Raw genomic sequence first — 20,021 nt, forward strand, 5'->3', positions numbered from 1 at the left:
TTAGCGGCCCTCGAGCGCCTTCTCGATGCGCACCCAGGCCTCGTTGGCGTCCACCGGCGGGCCGCCGGTGCGGGGGTAGGCCCGCGGCCGCACGCGCGCGCTCGGCCCGAACCCGGCGCGCGGGCCCTGCATGCGCTGGGTGCCGGCCAGGTCGGCGACGACGGCGTCGAGGTCCTCGCCGGGCGCGGCGACCCGGCGGGCCCGGGCGAAGGCGGCGGTGCGCTCGAGGCGGACCTGGGTGCCGTCGGGCAGGTCGACGAGCCGCAGGCCGTCGTGGGTGTGCTCGAGGTGGAGCAGGGCCTTCTCGAGCGCGGGCGGGCGCGGTGCGAAGGCCGTGCCGGGCAGGGTCAGCCGGAACGCCGCGCGCGGGCGGCCGGGCGGGAGGTGCTCGACCAGGCTGACCCGCGGCTCGCCGGCGTACGTCGTGTGGACGATGCGGGCGGGCAGGGTCGGCTCGTCGAGCACGGCGGCGCGCGCGTCGTGCAGGGCGGACCAGTCGCCCAGGAGCGTGACGACCAGGTCGTGCAGGGTGCTCGCGAGCACGGCGTCGACGGTGTCGGTCACCGCCTGCGCGGGCTGGCCGCGGGTGTCGAGGACGACCTCGAGGTAGGGCTCGCGGTAGGAGCGGCCGGGGTGGCGCTTGGTGTGCAGCACCGGGGCGACGTCGGCGAGGAACGGGTCGTTGTAGGCGTTGACCTGGTCGCGGCGCGCCATCACGTGGGTGTGGCCCAGGTGCCAGCTGCGCGCCTCGGCGTCGGGCACGAAGACCGCGCCGGTCGCGCCGAGGCGGGCCCCCAGGGCGATGTCCTCGCCCAGGCGCAGGGTCGTGTCGAGGCCGCCGGACTCGAGGTAGAGGTCCTTGCGCACCGAGGCGGTCGCGCCGGCGTGGGTGCGCAGGGCGTTCCAGCCGGCCAGGCGCAGGCGGTCGGTGCGGGCGTAGATCTCCTCGACCCAGGCGTGGGGCTCGCGGTCGGTCCCGGCGAAGAGGGCCTCGAGCCCGTCGCGCTCGGCGACGTCGCGGACCTCGGCCGGGTTCAGGGCCAGCACGGGCGCGGGGTCGACGAACCACTTGTCGCCCAGCACCACCGCGTGGTCGAGCAGGTGGTGCCAGCGCGCCTGGGCCTCGACCTCGTGCCGCTCGGTGAGCATGTCGGCGTCGAGCCAGTGCAGGACGTCGCCGTCGGCGACCACGGCGCCGGTGTGGCAGGCGTTGGCGCGGCCCCAGCCGTGCTCGACCCGGACGAGGCGGGTGCGCTCGGGGCGGACCTCGGGAAGGGTGAGGGCGTCGGGGCCGTCGTCGACGACGACCACCTCGAGCAGGTGGGCTGGGTAGGTCTGGGCGGCCAGCCCGGCCAGCACCGATGGCAGCAGCCGCCCCGCGTCGTACGCCGGGACGACGACGCTGACGGCCAGCGTCGGCGTCCAGGAGTCGAGGGCCGGGGGGTGCAGGGTCTGCCACTCGTTGCGGCGCACGCGGGGCTGGGTCACGTCAGCTCCAGCAGCGCGCTGGGACGCAAGCCGTCCCAGCGGGCCACGACGCTGTCGGGGCGCAGGAAGTAGTCGAGGCCGGGGTCCCAGGTGTGGCCGGTGGCGCTGCGGCGCAGGACGTAGCCCAGGCCGTGGGTGCGGTAGACGCTGCCGCCGGCGCGCAGCACCTGGTCGAGCACGTGGGCGTCGACGAAGCGGGGCGCCGGGCGCCAGCCGCCGAGCTCGCGCAGCAGGGTGCGGTCGAGCATCATCGCGCCGCCGGCGACGACGGTGCCGTGGTTCTCGCTGGGTCCGCGGCGGCGGACCGTGGTGTCGGCCTGCTCGAGGTAGACCCACTCGGCGGGCATCCCGACGACCTCGGCGCCGCTGTAGCGGCGGGCGAGGAGCAGGTCGGTGACGACGTCGGGGCCGTACCAGTCGTCGTCGTCCATCTTGAGCACCACGTCGCCCGAGGCGGCGTCGGTGGCCAGGCGCAGCAGCGCCCCGAAGGAGGTGTCGGTGGTCGCGGTCACGATGGTCGTGGGGAGGCCGCCCAGCTCGGAGGCGGCGTCGACGAGATCGGGATCGGGGGTGAACCCGTGGGCGGCCAGCACCAGCTCGACCTCGGCGCCGGGGAGCGTGCGGCGCTGGCGCGTGACCTGCACGAGGGCGTGGGCGAGCAGGTCGGGCCGCCGGGTCGGCAGCAGGACGCTGACGCTGGGGTGGGTGGCGGCGCGCACCCGGGCGGTGGGGGCGAGCGTGGCGCGCGCGGCGAGCACCGAGTGGTGCGCGAGCGCGGCCCGCCGCTGTCGCACCGACAGCTCCTCGCGGCGCAGGGGGTCACCCAGCGCGTCGTCGGGGGACACCTCGTCGCCCGCTGCCGGCAGCCAGTCCGGCGCCTCGGCCGGGTCGGCGAGCAGGAGCGGGACGCCGCTCATCGCCAGGCCGGCGAGCAGCCGCCGGTCGGCCCCTGGCGCCAGTCGCACGCCCTGGGCGCCGCGGAGGTCGCGGACCAGCGACGGGCTGAGCCGGGTGTGCGGGTCGAGGTCGACCACGCCGCGGGTCCACTCGCGGCGGAAGCCCACGGGGTTGTAGACCGCGTCGTCGACGACCTCGGGCAGGTCGGTGGCGGTCACGGTCACCGGGGCGCGCCCGGTCGACTCGCTGACCACCGGCGGCACCGGTGGGTCGACGACGAGGTCGGGCGGGTGCTTGGTCGCCGGGTCGCTGAACCCCTCGCCGACACGGGCGACGCGCAGCCCGCCGTGGCCGTAGGCACCGGTGGCCGCGGCCCGAGCCAGCGCCCGCAGCACCGGGAGCACCTCGCCCCGCTCGGCGAGCTCGAGACGGGTCCAGCCGACCTGGGCCTCGACGTCGACGAGCGCGGGCCCCGACGGGTCGGGGCGCAGCGTGAGCGCCCGGTCGGTGTCGGCCAGGACGACGCACACCACGCGCGCCCAGCCGGTGGCCCCCAGGCGTCGGACCTGGGTGCGCAGGTCGTCAGTGTCGCGGGCGAGCAGGACGACGGTCCGGAAGTGGCCCTCGGGCTTGTCGTCGGCGACCGCGACGACCGTCGTGTCGGGCGGCACCGACGCCAGCACCAGGTCGCTGCGGACGAGCGCCGGGAGAAGCGCCCCGTCGATCGCGCGCGCGAGCCGGTCGCCGACGTGCGCGTCGGCGACACCGACCTCAGGAGCCATGCGCCTACGGTAGAGCCCGTGCTGAGCCACCAGGACGCCGCAGCGCTGGTGCTGCCGAGCCGGCTCCTCGACCACGAGTGGTACGCCGCCCTGGTCGGCCGGTCGTTCGCCTCGCGCGCCGAGGCGGTCGCCCACTGGGTCGCCGCCCCGGGCGACCACGCCCCGCACCCGCTCTTCGAGCCGGCGTGGCTCTACCCCGGTGGCCGGTGGCGCCGGCACGCCCCCGACCCGCTGTCCTACTACCTCTCGCTCGCCCCGGCCGAGCGCGGACGCCGCAGCCCGCACCCGCGCTACCCCCGGGCGCTGGGCCCGCTCGAGGACTGGCTCGTCGACCACGACCCGGCCGAGCTGCTGCCCCCACCGGTGCCCCGGGCGGCTCCCGGGGCGGTGGTGGTCCGGCCGCCGACCCGCGACCTCGGGGTCCTGGTGCGCTGGGTGCGACACCTGAGCGACACCGACCCCGACGTCACCGTCGACCTCACGACGCTGACCGGGGCGGCCCGGCGGATCATGGCGTCGGTGGCGGCGGACCTCCCACGGGTGAGGGTCGGCGGATGGCTGATGGCCTGGGGCGGGGTCGAGGTCACGATCGACGAGGGCGTGACCCCGCCGCGCTGGCGGTGGCTCGAGCCGCTGATCGCCGTGCTCGACCAGCCCGGGGTGAGCGCCGTCCAGCCCGTCCTGGTGGGCGACGACCACACGATCGCGGCCCCGGCGCTGCTCGGGCACCCGGTCTCGTCGCTCGACCGGCTCGACGGCGCCCAGCTGGTCGAACGGTTCCCGGGCGTCGAGGCACGACGCCGGAGCGCCGAGGGACCGCGGGTGCTCACCACCGCCGCCTGGCTCCCGGGGCCGGCGTACGAGCTGGCCGGTCTCGAGGTCCCGGCTCCCCCGCCCGGCGCGCTGCGCTGGTCGATCGACATCGCCGCCGGCGCCGCGCCGATCGGTCGCCGGTGGGGCGACTGGCACTTCGCCCGCTCGCTGGCCGACGCGCTGGAGCGCCTGGGGCAGTGGGTCGAGATCGACCACCCCGAGACCCGGGGCCGCGCGACGCGGTCGGAGACCGACGTGGTGCTGACCCTGCGCGGGCTCGAGCGGGTCGCACCCCAGCCCGGCGCGGCCAACCTGCTGTGGGTGATCAGCCACCCCGACGACGTGACCGACGGGGAGCTGGCGGAGTTCGACGTCGTGTTCGCCGCGGGCACCACCTGGGCCGCGCGCCACGGGGTCACGCCGCTGCTGCAGTGCACCGACACCACCCGCTTCCACCCCGACGTCGGCGACGCCGACCCAGAGGGCGACGTGCTGTTCGTGGGCAACGCCCGCGGCGGGCCGCGTCCGGTCGTCACCGCCGCGCTCGACGCCGGCGTGCCACTGACCGTCGTCGGCACCGGCTGGGCCGCGCTCGGCGTCGAGGCCGCCGCCGACCGGGTCAGCAACCTCGACCTGCCCGCGGCGTACGCGACGGCCGGCGTCGTGCTCAACGACCACCATGCCGACATGCGCGCGCAGGGCTTCGTGTCCAACCGGGTCTTCGACGTGCTGGCGGTCGGCGGCCGGCTGCTCACCGACCCGGTCGCCGGGCTGGCCGAGACCCTCGGCACCGACGTCCCCACGTGGCGCACCCCCGCCGACGTCGCCCGCCTCGCGCGCCCGCCGTACGACGCGTGGCCCGGCCCGCAGGAGCGCCGCGCCCTGGCCGAGCGGGTCGTGGCGGAGCACTCCTTCGACGCCCGCGCGGCCACGCTCCTGGGCGCGGCCCGCGCCCACCTAGACTCCCGCGGGTGAGCGACACCGCCCCCCGGACCGACGAGATCGTGCCCGACCCGAGCATCCCGCTGCCGCCGTACTCGCTGCGGATGGGCGGCAAGCACTTCAAGAAGGACGCCGACTTCGTCGCCGCCGGCGTGCGCGACGTGAAGATGCTGCGCCAGCGCGCGGGGCTCGGCCGCCGCAAGCGCGTGCTCGACTGGGGCTGCGGCGCGGGCCGGCTCGCCATCGGCATCAAGCACCTGATCGGCCACGTCGAGGACTACCACGGCGTCGACATCCAGCCCGAGCTGCTCACCTGGGCCAAGGACAACCTGACCGACGAGCACACCCGCTTCACACTGGTCGACGCCCACAACGCCCGCTACAACCCCGACGGCACGCCGTCGTTCGAGATCCCGGCCGACGACGCGAGCGTCGACGTGCTCTACGCCTACTCGGTGTTCAGCCACATGCTGACCCACGACCTCGCGGGCTACGGCGCCACGATCGCGCGCATCCTCGCCCCCGGCGGCCGCGCCTGGGTGACGGCCTTCGTCGAGGAGGACGTGCCCGACTGCGTCGAGAACCCCTCCGACTACCTCAAGCTCGAGTGGTCGGGCGCGTTGCACTGCGTGCGCTACGACCGTCGGTTCTTCGAGGCGACGCTGTGGGACGCCGGCCTCGCCGTCGACGAGTTCGTCTACGGCCGCGAGACCGACGGCCAGTCGATGTACGTGCTGCGCCGGCGCTGACGGGGCAGACCTCGAAGGGCAGTACTACGCGGTGAACGTCCCCGACCCGATCACCGAGAGCAGCCGCAGCTTGTCGGCCGCGTCGGTGCCGGGTGTGGGGGGGATGCAGGACGCCCCGACCGCGATGCCCGTCGCCGACTTCACCAACGAGGTGATCGGGCTCCTCGCCCAGGAGCCCACCCCGTCGGAGATCCTCGTCGAGCGGGTGCGCCCCCTGCGGCACGCCGTGACCGACGGGACCTACGCCGAGATGCTCGCCGGCAGCGCCGGGTTGCTCGCCATGCTGCCCGGACACTGACCTCCCTGCGGCCCGACCGACGCAGCGGCTCGGGCCGGTCGGGCCGGTCGGGCCGGTCGGGCCGGAGAGCTCAGCGCTCGCCGACCGAGGTGTCGTCGTGGATGGCCTGCGCCAGCTCGCGGGCGACGTCACGCACCTGCGCCGCCAGCGACCCGCCGTCGACGACCCAGCTCTCGAAGGCCGTCGCGAAGACCGCGACGCCGACGTCGCCGAGCAGAGACGCCGTCACCGGCGTGGCCCCGCGGGCGCGCAGCGCCGCCGCCAGCGCCGCCGCCAGCGCCGCCAGCTTGGCCAGCTCGCGCTCCCGCAGCTCGCGACTGGCCGCCAGGACCTGGTGCCGCGCCACCACGAACGCACGACGTTCGTCGAAGAAGTCCTGCGCGGACGCGAAGGCCCCCACCAGCGCCTCGAGGTGTGACACCCCGTCCGCAGCCCCGCGGACGCCGGCCACGACGAGCTCCTCGAGGTCCTCCGACCCCGCGAACAGCACTTCCCGCTTGTCGGCGTGGTGCCGGAAGTAGGTCCGCTCGGTCACACCGGCCCGCTCGGCGATCTGGGCCACGCTGGTGGTCTCGAAGCCCTGCTCGGCGAAGAGGTCGAGGGCCGCCTGCTGCAGACGACCGCGCGCGTCGGGTTCCCATCGGGCCATGACCCGAACCTACCGCTCGTCGCCGCGTGATGACAGCGACTGCCATCATGAGCTACGATCGATGTCAGTCACTGCCATCACCTTCACCAGGAGATCACCATGCACGTCTTCGTCACCGGCGCCTCAGGCCACCTCGGCTCCGCCGTCGTCCCCGACCTGCTCGCCGCAGGGCACCACGTCACCGGCCTGGCCCGCTCGGAGCAGGCGGCCGCGACCATCGCCCGCAGCGGCGCCTCGGTCCGCCACGGCCGGCTCGACGACCTCGAAAGCCTCCAGGACGCGGCCCGCGAGGCCGACGGCGTCATCCACCTGGCCTTCCGTCACGACCTGATGGGTCAGGGCGACTACGCGGGTGCGCTGGGGGAGGACCTGCGTGCCGTCGAGGCGCTCGCCTGGGGGCTCGCCGGCTCCGACAAGCCCCTGGTGGTCGCCGCCGGCACCGTCCCGTTCGCCGTGCAGGGCCATGCCGGGGTGCTCACCGAGACCGACACCCTCCCGGGCGGGGCGCGCATCGACGCCGAGAACCTCCTGGTCGCCCACGCCGCACGGGGCGTGCGCACCGCAGCGGTGCGGCTGCCCCCGGTGGTGCACAGCCACCTCGACCGCGTCGGGTTCGTGCCCACCCTGGTCGCCCTGGCCCGTGAGCAGCACGCGGCGGGGTTCGTCGGGGACGGCGCCAACCGGTGGCCCGCGGTGAACACCCTCGATGCGGCCCGAGTGTTCCGCCGGGCCCTCGAGTCGGCCCCGGCCGGGTCGCGGCTGCACGCCGTGGCCGAGGAGGGGGTGCCGTTCCGAGACATCGCCGCAGCGATCGCCCGGGGCCTGCACCTCCCCGACCCGCAACCGGTCGCGCTCCACGAGGTCGAGGCGCGATTCTCCTTCCTCGCCGGACTCGTCGGCGTCGACAACCCCACCTCGGGCGCCCACACCCGCACGGTCCTGGGCTGGAGTCCCGAGCACCCGGACCTGCTCGAGGACCTGGCCACGGCGCACTACTTCACCCTGGGCGACCCGGCGTGAGCACCACCCGGTTCCCCGCCCGCCCGGTGCCACCACCGAGCACGATCAGCCCCGAGGCCCGGGCGGCGGTCGCCGCAGGATCCCCCCTCGCGTCGCTACTCTTCTCCGAGCCCGAGCCGAGCCCGCACGACGCCGACGGCTGGCGCGCGTTCTCCCAGCGTCGCGACGCCGCCGCAGCGCCGTACCTCGCCGCCCTCGCGGCCCGCTACCCGTGCGCGGTCACCACGCACGACGTGTCGGGGCTGACCGTCCACGAGCTCGTCGCCCCCGCGGACCCCGCCGCCCCCGGCGGGCTTCCCGTGGTGCTCTACCTGCACGGCGGCGGCTACACCTCCGGCAGCGGGGAGGCGACCGTCCACCTCGCCCGCTCGACCGCACACGGTCTCGGCCTGCCGGTCTGGGCGCCCGACTACCGGTTGCCGCCCGACCACCCGTTCCCCGCCGCCGTGGACGACGCGGTCGCGTCCTACGCCTTCCTCCTCGAGCGCCACCGACCCGAGGACGTCGTCGTCGCCGGTCGTTCAGCCGGCGGGGGCCTGGCGGCCGCCGCGGTGCTGCGCGCTCGCGACCAGGGGCTCCCGCTGCCGGCAGCTTGCCTGCTGCAGACCCCGGAGGCCGACCTCACCGAGTCCGGGGACTCCTTCGCCCTCAACGACGGCGTCGACAACTTCCTGCGCCCGCTCCCCCACGCCAACGCGCTGTACGCCGCCGGGCACGACCTGCGCCACCCACACCTCTCGCCGCTCTTCGGCGACTTCGGCGCCGGCTTCCCGCCGACGATCCTGACCTCGGGCACCCGGGACCTGTTCCTGTCCAACACCGTCCTGCTGCACCGCGCCCTGCGGCGCGCCGGGGTCCGGGCCGACCTGCACGTATGGGAGGCCATGGGACACGGCGGGTTCTTCGAGACCGCCCCCGAGGACGGCGAGGTCTGGGCGGAGCTGTCGGCGTTCCTCCGCACGGTCGTCCGACCCGCGGCCTGAGACGGGCGGCCCGCGCTCAGCCCACGGAGCGGGTCTGCGCGGCGATCACCGCGGCGTACCAGTCGAAGGAGCGCTTGGGCGTGCGCTGGAGGGTCTCGAAGTCCACGTGCACGAGGCCGTAGCGCTGCGAGAGACCTTCGGCCCACTCGAAGCCGTCGAGCAGCGACCAGACGTAGAAGCCGCGGACGTCGACCCCGCGCTCGCACGCGGTGGCGACGGCGCGCAGGTGCGCGTCGAGGTAGTCGATGCGGGCCTGGTCGTCGACGACGCCGTGCTCGTCGGGCCCGGTGCCGTACGACGCGCCTGCCTCGGTGATGACGATCGGCGGGAGCGCGGCGCGGAAGCGCGCGCGGAAGGTGATCAGCCACTCGCGCAGGGCGTCGGGCACGACGGTCCAGCCCCGGTCGGTGCGCGGGTAGCCGACCATCTCGAAGACCTCGAAGGGCATCGGCGCGTCGTCGGGGGCGGCCGCGATCCGGATCGGGCTGTAGTAGTTGACGCCGTAGAAGTCGAGGGGCTGGCGGATCGTGGCGAGGTCGCCGGGCTGGACGAGCTCCTCCATGAGCGGGGCGATGTCGACGGGGTAGCGGCCCAGCAGCATCGGCTCGAGGAACATGCCGTTCCACAGCGAGTCGAACAGCTTGCCGGCGCCGACGTCGGCGGGGTCGTCGCTGCCCGGCCAGATCGGCGCATGGTTGTTGGCGCACCCGACCTCGCGGGCCCCGGCCGCGCGCAGCGCGGAGACGGCGCGGCCGTGGGCGAGCAGCACCTGGTGCGAGCAGTGCAGCGAGTCGAACAGCAGCCGGTGGCCGGGGGCGTGGGTGCCCAGGCCGTAGCCCAGGAAGCTGGCGACGTTGGGCTCGCTCAGCGGCACCCAGGACCCGACCCGGTCGGCCAGCCGCTCGGCGACCACGGCAGCGTACTCGCCGAACGCGACGGCGGTGGCCGGGTTGATCCAGCCGCCGTCGTCCTCGAGGCCCTGCGGCAGGTCGTGGTGGTAGAGCGTGACCATCGGGTCGAGCCCCGCCTGCAGCAGCTGGTCGACGAGCCGGTCGTAGAAGTCGAGCCCGGCGGCGTTGACGGGGCCGCGGCCGGTCGGCAGGACCCGGGACCACGAGACCGAGAAGCGGTACGACGACACCCCGAGCCGGCGGAGCAGGGCGACGTCCTCGGCGGTGCGGTGGTAGTGGTCGGCGGCGACCTCGGCGGTCGTGCCGTCGACGATGCGCCCCGGGCGACGGCTGAAGGTGTCCCAGATGCTCGGACCGCGCCCGTCGGCGTCGACGGCACCCTCGACCTGGTAGGCCGCGGTGGCGGCGCCGAGCACGAACCCCGGCGGAAGCTGGGGGACGCCGTCGGCTGGGAGGGGCGGCACCTGCACAATGATGCCCGTGAGCACGGAGATCCGCCGGGGAACCGAACGCTTCGTCGAGCGCGAGCCCGGACGGCGCACCTTCCACTCGTTGGCGTTCGGCGCGTCGTACGACGCCGACAACCTGCGCTTCGGTCCGATGGTCTGCCACGACGACCACCTGGTCGGCGTCGGGCGCGGCTTCGAGACCCACCGGCACAGCGACCTGGTGATCGTCACCTACGTCGTCAGCGGCGCCCTGGCCCACACCGGCCCCGAGGGCACCACCCGCGTCGAGGCCGGCTCGATCGCGGTGCTGCGCACCGGCGCCGGTGTCGACCACAGCGAGGTCGCCGCCGCCCCGCAGACCCGCTTCGTGCAGGTCTGGCTGACCCCGCCCGAGGGTGAGGCCGGCGACGAGCCCGCCGCGCCGTCGTACGAGGTCGTCGAGGGCGACAGCGTCGAGGTCTTCCCGGGGGCCCGGCTCCAGGTGCTCCGGGTGCCTGGCGGCGCGACCGGCGTCATCCCGCCCGGCCCGCTGACCCACGTCTACGTCGCCCGCGGCGCGCTGCTGCGCTCCTCGCTGGCCGAGCCGCTGCAGGAGGGCGACGCCTTCCGCTTCACCGACGAGCCGGCCCTCGAGGTCACCGCCGGCGTCGACTCCGAGCTGCTGGTCTGGTCGTTCGGCACCACCCGCTGATCGGCAGGCCGAGTCCCAGCAGCCCCAGGATTCACCGGCCGGCCGGTGAAGGGCGGTCCGGGACGATGAGATTTCGTCGTCCCGGTCAGGGTTTCACCGGCCGGCCGGTGAAACCAGGGGCGGGTCAGACCGCCCCGACCACCGCCAACGCCGACGCCAGCACCTCGACCACCGCGGGCTCGCCGGCCAGCCCCGGCAGCACGCCCAGCGGCTCGCCGTCACCGCCGACCGGCACCGGCTGACGCGCGTCGGCGGCCACCTCGACGCGGCGTCCGCGCAGGACGGTGACCTGGGGCAGGGCGACGTGACCGCCGTCGTAGACCTTCGGCAGCGAACGCATCAGCGACAACCGGGAGGCGGCCTCGATGACGACGACGTCGAGGACCCCGTCGTCGAGGCGGGCGTCGGGCGCGATCTTCATGCCCTTGCCGTAGTAGCCGGAGTTGGCGACCACGACGTTGGCCGCGGCGTAGGTGCGCTCCTCACCGTCGACCGAGACCCGGAAGCGCGCAGGCCGGTAGCCGGCGATGGCGCGGACGGCGGCGTAGGGGTACTGCAGCTGCTGGGGCAGGCGGTGCGCGCGGTCGACGATCTCGCCGGCGCGCGCGTCGATGCCGGCGTAGACCGACCCGGCCACCCGCCGCGGGGCCTGCCCCGGCGCGGCCCACGAGACGAGGTCGACGCGGCGTACGGCGCCCTCGAGGAGCATCCGGGCCTGCGCCTGGGGGCCGGCGGCGACGTCGGGCAGGCCGAGCATCCGGGCGAAGTCGTTGCCCCGACCGGCGGGCAGCACCGCGAGGGTGCCCCCGGCGGTCGAGACCGACCCGGCCAGGGAGGAGAGCATGCCGTCGCCGCCGACGGAGACGACCACGTCGCCCCGGGCGACCGCGGCCTCGACCAGCGCGGCCATGGCGAGCGGGCCGGGCGAGTAGGTCACGTCGACGGTCGCGCCCGCGTCGCGCAGCAGCCGCGCCACCGGGACGACGGCCCCGGGGGCCGCACCGCCACCGGAGGCCGGGTTGACCAGGAACGAGAAGGACCTCACGGCACCAGCACCCCCGGGTTGAGTACGCCGGTGGGGTCGAGGTCGGCCTTGACGGCGCGCAGCACCGAGCCGCCCAGCTCGCCGATCTCGGCGGTCAGCCACGGCCGGTGGTCGGTGCCGACGGCGTGGTGGTGGGTGATCGTCGCGCCGGCGGCCACCATCGCGTCGCTGGCCGCGGCCTTCGCGGCCGCCCACTGCGCGAGGGCGTCGGTGCCCGCCTTGGCGGCGACGGTGAAGTAGAGCGAGCAGCCGGTCTCGTAGACGTGGCTGACGTGGCAGAGCACGAGGGCGCCGTCGCCGAGCGAGGCGGCCAGCGCGGCGCGGACGTCGGCGTAGAGCCTCGCGCGGTTGCTCCACCAGGTGGCGGTCTCCATGGTCTCGACGAGCACGCCGACGTCGAGCATCGAGTCGCGCAGGTAGGGCGCGTCGAAGCGGCCGTGGGCCCAGGCCTGGCCCGGCTCGGTGCCGAGGCCGACGCCGCCGAGGCCCTCGAGCACGGCGGTGACGGCGGCCCGCCTGGCCTCGACGGCGGCCGCGTCGCCCTCGTAGCCGGTGATCATCAGGCAGCCCGGGGCGCTGTCGGAGCCGATCGCGTCGGGCTTGGCCAGGTTGATCGCCGTCTCGTGCTCGTCGGAGAGGCGCAGCACGGTGGGGAGCACCCCGGCCTGGGCCAGGGTCCGCATGGCGTCGGCGCCCGCGTCGAACGACGGCCAGCGCCACCCCTCGTAGACCTTGACGGCCGGCAACCGGCGCACGCGCACGGTGACCTCGGTGATCACGCCGAAGGCGCCCTCGGAGCCGAGCACGAGCTGGCGCAGGTCGGGGCCGGCGGCGTTGGCCGGCGACGAGCCGAGCACCCAGTCGCCGCGCGGCGTGGCGACGCGGAGCCCCACGACGAGCGCGTCGAAGCGGCCGTAGCCGGCGCTGCTCTGGCCGCTGGAGCGGGTCGCGGCGAAGCCGCCGATCGTGGCGTGCTCGAACGACTGCGGGAAGTGGCCGAGGGTCAGTCCCTCGGCGGCGAGCAGCGCCTCGGCCTCGGGGCCGCGCAGGCCGGGCTCGAGGGTGGCGGTCATCGAGACGTGGTCGACGGCCAGCAGCCGCTTCATCCGCACCAGGTCGAGCGAGACCAGGCCCGCGTAGCCGTCACGACGCGCGACCAGGCCGCCCACGACCGACGTGCCGCCACCGAAGGGGACGACGGCGACGTGGTGCTCGACGGCCCAGGCCAGGACGGCCGCGACCTCGTCGTGGGTGCCGGGCCGGACGACGGCGTCGGGGGCGTCGGCCAGGTCGCCGGCGCGGGCCCGCAGCAGGTCGGGGGTCGACTTGCCGCGGGTGCGCAGGCGGCGCGTGGCGTCGTCGGTGTGCACGTGCTCGGCGCCGAGCCGGTCGCGCAGCGCGTCGAGCAGCGCGTCGTCGAGCCCGGACGCCGGCAGCGTCACGGCCTCGACGGCCGGGCGCTCGTCGAGCCCGAAGGCGAGCTCGACCAGACCCCGGGCCGACTCGGGCAGGGCGGCGGCGCGCGCCGGATCGCCCCAGCGCTGGGGGTGCATCTCGGTCTGCTGGTGGGACGGGACGGTGGGGACGATCGGAGTCACGTGTTACAGTGTGACACATGGCGTCACTTCGTCACAACGAGTCCGAGCAGCGCGAGCCCGCCGACGCCTACCTCGACGCCGCCCGCGCCTGCCTGCTCGACGTCGGCTGGCGGCGTACGACGCTGACCGAGGTCGCCCGCCGCGCCGGCGTCTCGCGCATGACGATCTACCGCACGTGGGCCGACATGCCGACGCTGCTCGGCGACCTGATGACCCGCGAGTGGACCGCCGTCGTGGCCGGCACCGCCGACTCCCCCGACTCCCCCGACTCCCCCGACACCACCGACCTCGTCGGACGCATGGTCGCCGTGGTCCGCGCACTGCGCGTCAACGAGCTGTTCGTGCGCATCCTCGAGGTCGACCCCGAGCTGGTCCTGCCCTACCTGCTCGCGCGTCGCGGCCGCTCCCAGGAGCTGGTCCTCGGCATCGCCGAGGCCGCCATCCGCGCCGGCCAACAGGCCGGCGAGGTGCGCGCCGGCAACCCCACGGCGATCGCCCGCGCCCTGGTCCTGGCCGCCCACGGCTTCGTGCTGTCGGCGCACACGATGGTCGACGACCGCGTCACCGAGGCCGAGCTCGACGCCGAGCTCGCGCTGGTCCTGACCCGGGTACTGGCGCCGTGACCGCCGTGACCCCGCCGACCCGGATCACCCCCGGCCTGACCGGCGCGCCCACCGACGTCGATGTCGTCGTCATCGGCCTCGGGGTCACCGGTGCGGGCGTCGCGCTCGACGCCGTCACCCGCGGCCTGTCGGTGCTGGCCGTCGACGCCCACGACCTCGCCTTCGGCACCTCGCGGTGGTCGTCCAAGCTCGTCCACGGCGGCCTGCGCTACCTCGCCCACGGCCAGGTCGGCGTCGCGATGGAGAGCGCCACCGAGCGCGGTGTCCTGATGGAGGTCACCGCTCCCCACCTCACCCACGCGATGCCGTACGTCGTCCCGTTCACCTCCACCACCAGCAGGGCCCAGCGCGCGCTGACCCGCGCCGGGCTGCACGCCGGCGACGGCCTGCGCCGCGGGGCCCGCACCTCCGCCGACACGCTGCCCCCGCCCCGGCGGCTGTCGACCACCGAGATCCTGCGGATGGCGCCCGGGCTGCGCGCCGCCGGCCTGTCCGGCGGGATGCTGTCGTGGGACGGCCAGCTCGAGGACGACGCCCGCCTGGTCACCACCATCGCCCGCACCGCCGCCGGGCGCGGCGCCCACGTCCGCACCCGCGCCCGCGTCCTGGCCGCCACCGGCACCTCGGTCCGCCTGCGCGACGAGCTCACCGGCGCGCCGTACGACGTCACCGCGCGCGCCGTCGTCAACGCGACCGGGGTCTGGGCCGGCGACCTGGTCGACGAGGTGACGCTGCGCCCCAGCCGCGGCACCCACCTCGTGCTGCGCGCCGACACGCTGCCCGGCCTCACCACCGCCGTCTTCGCCCCCGTGCCCGGCGAGACCAACCGGTTCGTGATGGTGCTCCCGCAGCCCGACGGCACCCTCTACGTCGGGCTGACCGACGAGCCCGTCGAGGGCGAGCTGCCCGACGTGCCGACGCCGTCGGACGCCGAGGTCGGCTTCCTGCTCGACGTCGTCGCGGCGTCGTTCGAGCGGCCGTTGCACCGCTCCGACGTCGTGGGGGCCTACGCCGGGCTGCGGCCGCTGCTGCACGCCGACGGCGCGACGGCCGACCTGTCGCGCAAGCACGCCGTGCTCACCAGCCGCACCGGCGTCGTCACCGTCGTCGGCGGCAAGCTGACGACCTACCGCAAGATGGCGCAGGACGCCCTCGACGTCGTCCACGAGCGCACCGGCCTCGGCGGGCCCTGCGTCACCGCGACCCTGCCGCTGCTCGGCGCCGCGCCCCGCCCCGAGCTGGCCGCGCTCGAGCAGCCTCGTCGGCTCGTACGCCGCTTCGGCACCGACGCCGCCCTGGTGCTCGAGACCGCCCGCGAGGTCACCGGCCTGGGCGACGACGAGCTGCTCGCCCCGCTCGCCGACGGGGTCCCGGTCACCCTGGCCGAGCTCGTCTTCGGCGTCACCCACGAGGGCGCCCACGACGCGGCCGACCTGCTCGACCGGCGTACGCGCGTCGGCCTGGTCGCCGCCGACCGTGCCGCCGCCCTGCCCGCCGCCGAGCGCGCCCTCGCCCTCGTGGCCGCAGCGACGTCCCGGTTCGGGACCGATGAGTCCGGGGGTCGACCCGGGTCGGTGGAAGGAGCAGACTGACCGACGGCGGGAGACCACGGCATGAGCACGACCTTCGGGAACGAGACGATGACGACCAGCGGCACCACCACCGAGCTCGACGACTTCGACGGCCTGACGGCGCGCTACCAGCGCGAGCTGATGGCCCACTGCTACCGGATGAGCGGGTCGGTGCACGAGGCCGAGGACCTGGTGCAGGAGACGTTCCTGCGCGCCTGGAAGGCCAGCGCGAGCTTCGAGGGCCGCAGCTCGGTGCGCACCTGGCTCTACCGGATCGCCACCAACGTCTGCCTGACCAACCTCGAGGGCAAGCCCCGCCGCCCGCTCCCGGCCGGCCTCGGCACCAGCGACCAGCTGGCCGGCGACGCCCTGGAGGAGAACCACGAGATCGCGTGGCTCGAGCCGGTGCCCGACGCCGCCGTCGTGGTGGCCGAGCGCGACACCCTGCGCCTGGCCTTCGTCGCCGCGCTCCAGCACCTCCCAGCGCGCCAGCGTGCGGTGCTCGTCCTGCGCGACGTGCTGCGCTGGAGCGCCGCCGAGACCGCCGACACGCTCGACACCACGGTCGCGGCCGTCAACTCCGCCCTGCAGCGCGCCCACGCCCAGCTCGGCGAGCGTGCGCTCACCGCCGACACCGTCGTCGAGGACCTCGACGACCGGCAGCGCCGGCTGCTCGACCGCTACCTCGAGGCCTTCTGGGCCAAGGACATCGACACGATCGTCAGCCTGCTCAAGCACGACGCGACGTGGGACATGCCGCCGTTCACCAACTGGTACCGCGGCGCCACCACCATCGGCGAGCTGATCGGCACCCAGTGCCCCGGCGGGGTCAACGAGATGCCGATGATCGAGACGGTCGCCAACGGCCAGCCCGCGTTCGGCCTCTACATGCGCATGCCCGACGGCCACTTCGACCCCTTCCACCTCCAGGTCCTCCACCTCGAGGGCGACAAGGTGCGCCACGTGACGGCGTTCTTCGACACGCGGCTGTTCAAGACGTTCGGCCTGCCCGACCGGCTGCCGGCCGACCACGTGCCGACGGCCTGACCACCCGGACAACCGAACCACCGGACCCCGCCGTGTCGCACCCCGAACCCGGGGTGGAGCTGCTCGAGCGCGCGCTCGCCTACACCCGCGTCGCGCTCCGGCACGTCCACCCCGCCCACCTCCATCGCGCCACGCCCTGCGCGGGCTGGGACCTCGACCACCTGCTCGACCACCTGCACGACGCCCTCGAGGCCTTCACCGAGGGCGCCCACGGCACCATCGCCGTGACCCGGCGGGCTCGCGCCCTCGAGGTCCGCGTGGCGGCGCTGCAGGGCGTGGCCGCCGAGCTGCTCGGCGCCTGGAGCGCCCCGGGTACGCCGTCCCTGGTCGTCGTCGGCGGCCTCCCCCTGCCGACCGGTCTGGTCTCCCGCGTGGCGGCCGTCGAGGTCGCCACCCACGGCTGGGACATCGCGCAGACCACCGGGCGGGCGACGCCGCTGCCCCCCGCGCTCGCGCGGGCCCTGCTGCCGGTCGCCGAGACGCTGGTCGGGCCCAACGACCGCGGCGACCGGTTCGCGGCGGCCCTGCGCCCGCGGCCCGGGGCCGACCCGGGCGAGCGGTTGCTGGCGTTCCTCGGACGCGCTCCCGGCCACCGTCCGCAGCCCTGCCGGACCAGACCGGGATGACTGGTCCACCGGCCCGGGTTTGGCGCATTCGTCGGACGCGGCGACGGCCCGCTTCCTAACCTGACGCCATGGTCCCCGCCCCTCCCCGTGCCTTGGTGGACTCCCTCCACGACCTGGTCCGCCGCGGACTCGTCCGCGCCGCGGTCGCGGGGCTCGTCGACCTGATCGCCGACCCCGCCACGACGTCCCAGGACGCCGCCGTGGCCACCGCGATGCTCGCCGAGTGCCACCTCGCGCAGGGCGAGCTCGGCGCGGCCCTGGCGCTGGCCGACGACCTCACCGAGGCCGACGACCTCGCCCGCGCCCACCACGCCCTCGGCGAGCTGGCCTCGGCGACCGGGGAGCCCGAGCTCGCGGTCGAGCGGTTCCGCGCCGCGGCCGGGGGCTCCGGGGCCGACGACCTGCTGGTGCCCTGGCGGGCCGGGGCGGCCCTGGCGCTGCTGCGCACCGGGCAGCGCGTCGAGGCCCTCGCCCTCGCGCGCGCCCAGCACGACCTGGCGGTGGCCACCGGCGCGGCGTACGACGTGGCGCTGGCGCTGCGTGTGCTCGCCACGACCGACCCCTCCGTCGAGGCCGCGAGCCAACGGGTCCCGCGCCTGCGCACCGCCCTGCAGCTGCTCGACGGGGTCGAGGCCGCGCGCCTGCGCGCCCAGATCGAGACCGACCTCGCCGGCCTGCTGGTGCTCACCGGCGACGACGCCGAGGCCCTGGCGCTGCTCCGCTCGGCCGAGGCCTACGCCGCCCGCGAGGACCTCTGGCCGTTGCAGAGCCGGGTCCGCCGCCTGCTCGACCGGATGGGTGAGGCCCCGCGCCGCGCCCAGTCCGAGGCGCTGGCCGCGCTGACCGCGGCCGAGCGACGCGTCGCCCTGCTCGCGCTCGACGGCCTCACCAACCGCCAGATCGCCGAGCACCTGCTCGTCTCGGTCAAGGCCGTCGAGGGCCACCTCTCGCGGGTCTACCGCAAGCTCGGGCTCAGCTCGCGGGCGGCGCTGACCGCGGCGCTCGCGCCGGCCTGACCCCGGCGTCGCGCAGGATCCGGCGGGCCTGCACCAGCGTGTAGACCCAGATCCCGACCACTGTCACCACGCCCGCGTCGTCGACCAGGCCCAGCGGGCCCAGCACGACCTCGGGCAGCACGTCGACCGGGCTGGCGAGGTAGACCAGCGCCCCGACCATCGCGGCGAGCCCGCGCGGCGGCACCCGGTAGCGCCACATGACGTAGACGATCACCGCGACACCCAGCAGGAACAGCACGCCGAGCACCACAAGGACGAGGGTGAGCAGGTCGGAGACGTCCACCGCCCCACCCTCGCACGACGGGTGGCCATCGCCGCACGGCCGTCAGGTGACGGCGGCCCCGACGGTCGCCCGCGCCAGGAGGAACGTGCGCGCGGTGCCGTGCCCGGACAGCACGTAGCCGTCGGGCGGGATCGCCATGTTGCCGACGCCGTTCTGGACGGCGACGACGACACCGCCCACCACCGCCGCCTCGAAGCCGTACTCGTTGGTGCCGGTCGTCGCTGCGGAGGCCGGGGTGTAGACGACCAGGTAGTTGGTCCGCCGGGCGACGTCGACGCCGCTGACCGCGAGGGTCTGCCCGCCGATCGTCACCTGGGTGGTCGGGTACGTGCCCGCCGGCGGAGGCGGCGGAGGCGGCGGAGGCGGCGGGGGCGGCGGGTCGCCCGCGCCGAGGAAGGTCACCGCCGCGCCGACGGGTGCGTGGCTCTTGAGCCAGGTGGCTGCGTCGCCGTGGCCGGAGAGGACCACACCGCCCTTCGGGATGGCCATGTTGCCGACCCCGCTCTGGACCGCCGTCACCTTCCCCGAGACGACCGAGACCTCGGTGCCGTACGGGTTGGTGCCGGTCGAGGCGCCCTTGACCGGCGTGTACATCACCAGGTAGCCGGAGGCCCGGTAGGCGTTGGTGCCGTCGAGGACGTGGCTCTGGCTGCCGATGACGACGGTGGTGCTGTCGGGCACCGGGTCGGTGCCGCCGGGCGGGGCTTGCACCGCGCCCCCGACGACCTGGTCGACGTTCCTGACCGTGGTGGTGGCCGGGCGGGCCTGCAGCGAGTCGAGGAAGGCGGTGAAGGTCGCCAGCGGGATCGAGTTGCCGCCGCACGCGTCGCAGACGTGGTGGAACACCAGCGGGACCCAGCCACCGCGGTCGTTCTCGGCCTGGGTCACCATCCCCCGCAGGTCGGCCAGGGTGAAGGTCGAGCGGATCGTCGCCGGCGTCCGGATCTCGTAGGGGTTCAGCGGGGCGATCGACTCGGCGGTCGCGCAACGCAGGCAGCTGGTCGGCGACCGGAGGTCGCTGGTGATGCGCGCCGAGTTGTAGCCGCAGTCGCGCACCGCCTGCTGCGTGGTGAGGTCCTCGGCCCCGAACGGGTAGGCGAACGAGGTGACCCGGTACCCGAGGTTGACCAGGTTGGTCCGGTCCGCGCAGATGTTGGCCTTCGCAGCCTCGGGCGTGAGGGTGGTGAGGTCCTCGTGGGTCAGGGTGTGCCCACCGATCTCGAACCCGCTGGTCGCGTAGGCCTGGAGCTGGGCGCGGCTCAGGTACGCGGCGCTGAAGCCGACCCGTTGGCTGTTGACGTAGAGGGTCGCCGGGAGGCGGCGGGCCTGCATCTGGTCGAGCGCCGGGATCGTGTCGGCGTAGGTGTCGTCGAAGGTGATCGACACGACGGTCGGTGCGAGCGTCGCCTCGGTGCTCGCACCGCGAAGCCCGACGGCCGGCGGCAGCGGGACCGGCACCGCGAGCAGTCCCAGCAGGCAGGCCGCCACGAAGGTCACACCCCGTCGTCTCGTCATGGGCCCACTATGAGGACGACGACGC

The 20,021-nt window shown here is 75.4% G+C and carries 19 protein-coding genes; 11 read left to right on the forward strand and 8 right to left on the reverse strand.

The genetic code is table 11. The features are described 5' to 3' along the window. Window positions 1–1,488, reverse strand: a complete 1,488-nt coding sequence (locus FZC61_RS16745) for a glycosyltransferase family 2 protein (RefSeq protein WP_148615312.1) — start codon at window positions 1,486–1,488, stop codon at window positions 1–3. Continuing rightward, window positions 1,485–3,167 carry a glycosyltransferase family 2 protein gene (locus FZC61_RS16750; protein ID WP_148615313.1) on the reverse strand — a complete coding sequence of 561 codons (1,683 nt, stop codon included), beginning with the start codon at window positions 3,165–3,167 and terminating at the stop codon, window positions 1,485–1,487. The genes FZC61_RS16745 and FZC61_RS16750 overlap by 4 nt, the downstream gene beginning before the upstream one ends. Window positions 3,168–3,185: 18 nt before the next feature. On the opposite strand from FZC61_RS16750, the gene FZC61_RS16755 reads away from it, so the two are divergent. Genes FZC61_RS16755 through FZC61_RS16765 form a run of 3 tightly spaced genes read left to right on the forward strand, consistent with a single transcriptional unit; the run spans window position 3,186 to window position 5,969 of the window. Next, window positions 3,186–4,955: a CgeB family protein gene (locus FZC61_RS16755; RefSeq protein ID WP_148615314.1), complete on the forward strand. Its 1,770-nt coding sequence runs from the start codon at window positions 3,186–3,188 to the stop codon at window positions 4,953–4,955. After that, complete coding sequence (locus FZC61_RS16760) at window positions 4,952–5,671, forward strand: class I SAM-dependent methyltransferase (RefSeq protein ID WP_148615315.1); 720 nt, start codon at window positions 4,952–4,954, stop codon at window positions 5,669–5,671. Before FZC61_RS16755 ends, FZC61_RS16760 begins: the two co-directional genes overlap by 4 nt. A gap of 31 nt (window positions 5,672–5,702) precedes the next feature. After that, on the forward strand, window positions 5,703–5,969 hold the full coding sequence (locus tag FZC61_RS16765) for a hypothetical protein (protein ID WP_148615316.1): 267 nt from the start codon (window positions 5,703–5,705) through the stop codon (window positions 5,967–5,969). Window positions 5,970–6,039: 70 nt separating this feature from the next. On the opposite strand, the gene FZC61_RS16770 is transcribed toward FZC61_RS16765, so the two are convergent. Continuing rightward, window positions 6,040–6,618 (reverse strand): TetR/AcrR family transcriptional regulator, encoded by a 579-nt coding sequence (locus FZC61_RS16770; RefSeq protein WP_148615317.1) that lies wholly within the window; start codon window positions 6,616–6,618, stop codon window positions 6,040–6,042. 99 nt (window positions 6,619–6,717) lie between these two features. Between FZC61_RS16770 and FZC61_RS16775 the strand changes: the two genes are divergently transcribed. Both FZC61_RS16775 and FZC61_RS16780 read left to right on the forward strand, forming a co-directional pair. Further along, complete coding sequence (locus tag FZC61_RS16775; RefSeq protein ID WP_148615318.1) at window positions 6,718–7,638, forward strand: SDR family oxidoreductase; 921 nt, start codon at window positions 6,718–6,720, stop codon at window positions 7,636–7,638. Further along, on the forward strand, window positions 7,635–8,621 hold the full coding sequence (locus tag FZC61_RS16780; RefSeq protein ID WP_148615319.1) for an alpha/beta hydrolase: 987 nt from the start codon (window positions 7,635–7,637) through the stop codon (window positions 8,619–8,621). The genes FZC61_RS16775 and FZC61_RS16780 overlap by 4 nt, the downstream gene beginning before the upstream one ends. Before the next feature lie 16 nt (window positions 8,622–8,637). Here FZC61_RS16780 and FZC61_RS16785 read toward each other — a convergent pair whose 3' ends face one another. Then, on the reverse strand, window positions 8,638–9,996 hold the full coding sequence (locus FZC61_RS16785) for a GH1 family beta-glucosidase (protein WP_148615320.1): 1,359 nt from the start codon (window positions 9,994–9,996) through the stop codon (window positions 8,638–8,640). 16 nt (window positions 9,997–10,012) lie between these two features. Between FZC61_RS16785 and FZC61_RS16790 the strand changes: the two genes are divergently transcribed. Further along, window positions 10,013–10,672 carry a pirin family protein gene (locus tag FZC61_RS16790; protein WP_170286141.1) on the forward strand — a complete coding sequence of 220 codons (660 nt, stop codon included), beginning with the start codon at window positions 10,013–10,015 and terminating at the stop codon, window positions 10,670–10,672. Window positions 10,673–10,796: 124 nt separating this feature from the next. Here the strand turns inward: FZC61_RS16790 and FZC61_RS16795 are convergent, their stop codons facing one another. Together FZC61_RS16795 and FZC61_RS16800 are read right to left on the reverse strand one after the other, a co-directional pair. Beyond that, window positions 10,797–11,717 (reverse strand): diacylglycerol kinase family protein, encoded by a 921-nt coding sequence (locus FZC61_RS16795; RefSeq protein ID WP_148615322.1) that lies wholly within the window; start codon window positions 11,715–11,717, stop codon window positions 10,797–10,799. After that, a complete protein-coding gene (locus FZC61_RS16800) occupies window positions 11,714–13,315 on the reverse strand; it encodes an FAD-binding oxidoreductase (protein WP_246142750.1) in 1,602 nt (533 codons plus the stop codon). Before FZC61_RS16800 ends, FZC61_RS16795 begins: the two co-directional genes overlap by 4 nt. A gap of 17 nt (window positions 13,316–13,332) precedes the next feature. On the opposite strand from FZC61_RS16800, the gene FZC61_RS16805 reads away from it, so the two are divergent. From FZC61_RS16805 to FZC61_RS16825, 5 genes are all read left to right on the forward strand, one after another. Further along, window positions 13,333–13,938 (forward strand): TetR/AcrR family transcriptional regulator, encoded by a 606-nt coding sequence (locus FZC61_RS16805; protein WP_148615323.1) that lies wholly within the window; start codon window positions 13,333–13,335, stop codon window positions 13,936–13,938. After that, complete coding sequence (locus FZC61_RS16810; protein WP_148615324.1) at window positions 13,935–15,530, forward strand: glycerol-3-phosphate dehydrogenase/oxidase; 1,596 nt, start codon at window positions 13,935–13,937, stop codon at window positions 15,528–15,530. Before FZC61_RS16805 ends, FZC61_RS16810 begins: the two co-directional genes overlap by 4 nt. A 21-nt stretch (window positions 15,531–15,551) precedes the next feature. Continuing rightward, complete coding sequence (locus tag FZC61_RS16815) at window positions 15,552–16,556, forward strand: sigma-70 family RNA polymerase sigma factor (RefSeq protein WP_211357298.1); 1,005 nt, start codon at window positions 15,552–15,554, stop codon at window positions 16,554–16,556. Window positions 16,557–16,588: 32 nt separating this feature from the next. After that, window positions 16,589–17,182 (forward strand): TIGR03086 family metal-binding protein, encoded by a 594-nt coding sequence (locus FZC61_RS16820; protein ID WP_170286142.1) that lies wholly within the window; start codon window positions 16,589–16,591, stop codon window positions 17,180–17,182. A gap of 95 nt (window positions 17,183–17,277) precedes the next feature. After that, the gene (locus FZC61_RS16825; protein WP_148615326.1) at window positions 17,278–18,198 is read left to right on the forward strand and encodes a LuxR C-terminal-related transcriptional regulator; all 921 of its coding nucleotides are present in this window, start codon (window positions 17,278–17,280) and stop codon (window positions 18,196–18,198) included. Here FZC61_RS16825 and FZC61_RS16830 read toward each other — a convergent pair. Beyond that, the gene (locus FZC61_RS16830) at window positions 18,155–18,481 is read right to left on the reverse strand and encodes a YkvA family protein (RefSeq protein ID WP_211357299.1); all 327 of its coding nucleotides are present in this window, start codon (window positions 18,479–18,481) and stop codon (window positions 18,155–18,157) included. The two genes, FZC61_RS16825 and FZC61_RS16830, sit on opposite strands and share 44 nt — an antisense overlap. Window positions 18,482–18,523: 42 nt before the next feature. After that, window positions 18,524–19,996, reverse strand: a complete 1,473-nt coding sequence (locus tag FZC61_RS16835; protein WP_148615327.1) for a polysaccharide deacetylase family protein — start codon at window positions 19,994–19,996, stop codon at window positions 18,524–18,526. Window positions 19,997–20,021 lie beyond the last annotated feature (25 nt).

Source organism: Nocardioides rubriscoriae (assembly GCF_008087085.1).
GTDB classification, from domain to species: domain Bacteria; phylum Actinomycetota; class Actinomycetes; order Propionibacteriales; family Nocardioidaceae; genus Nocardioides; species Nocardioides rubriscoriae.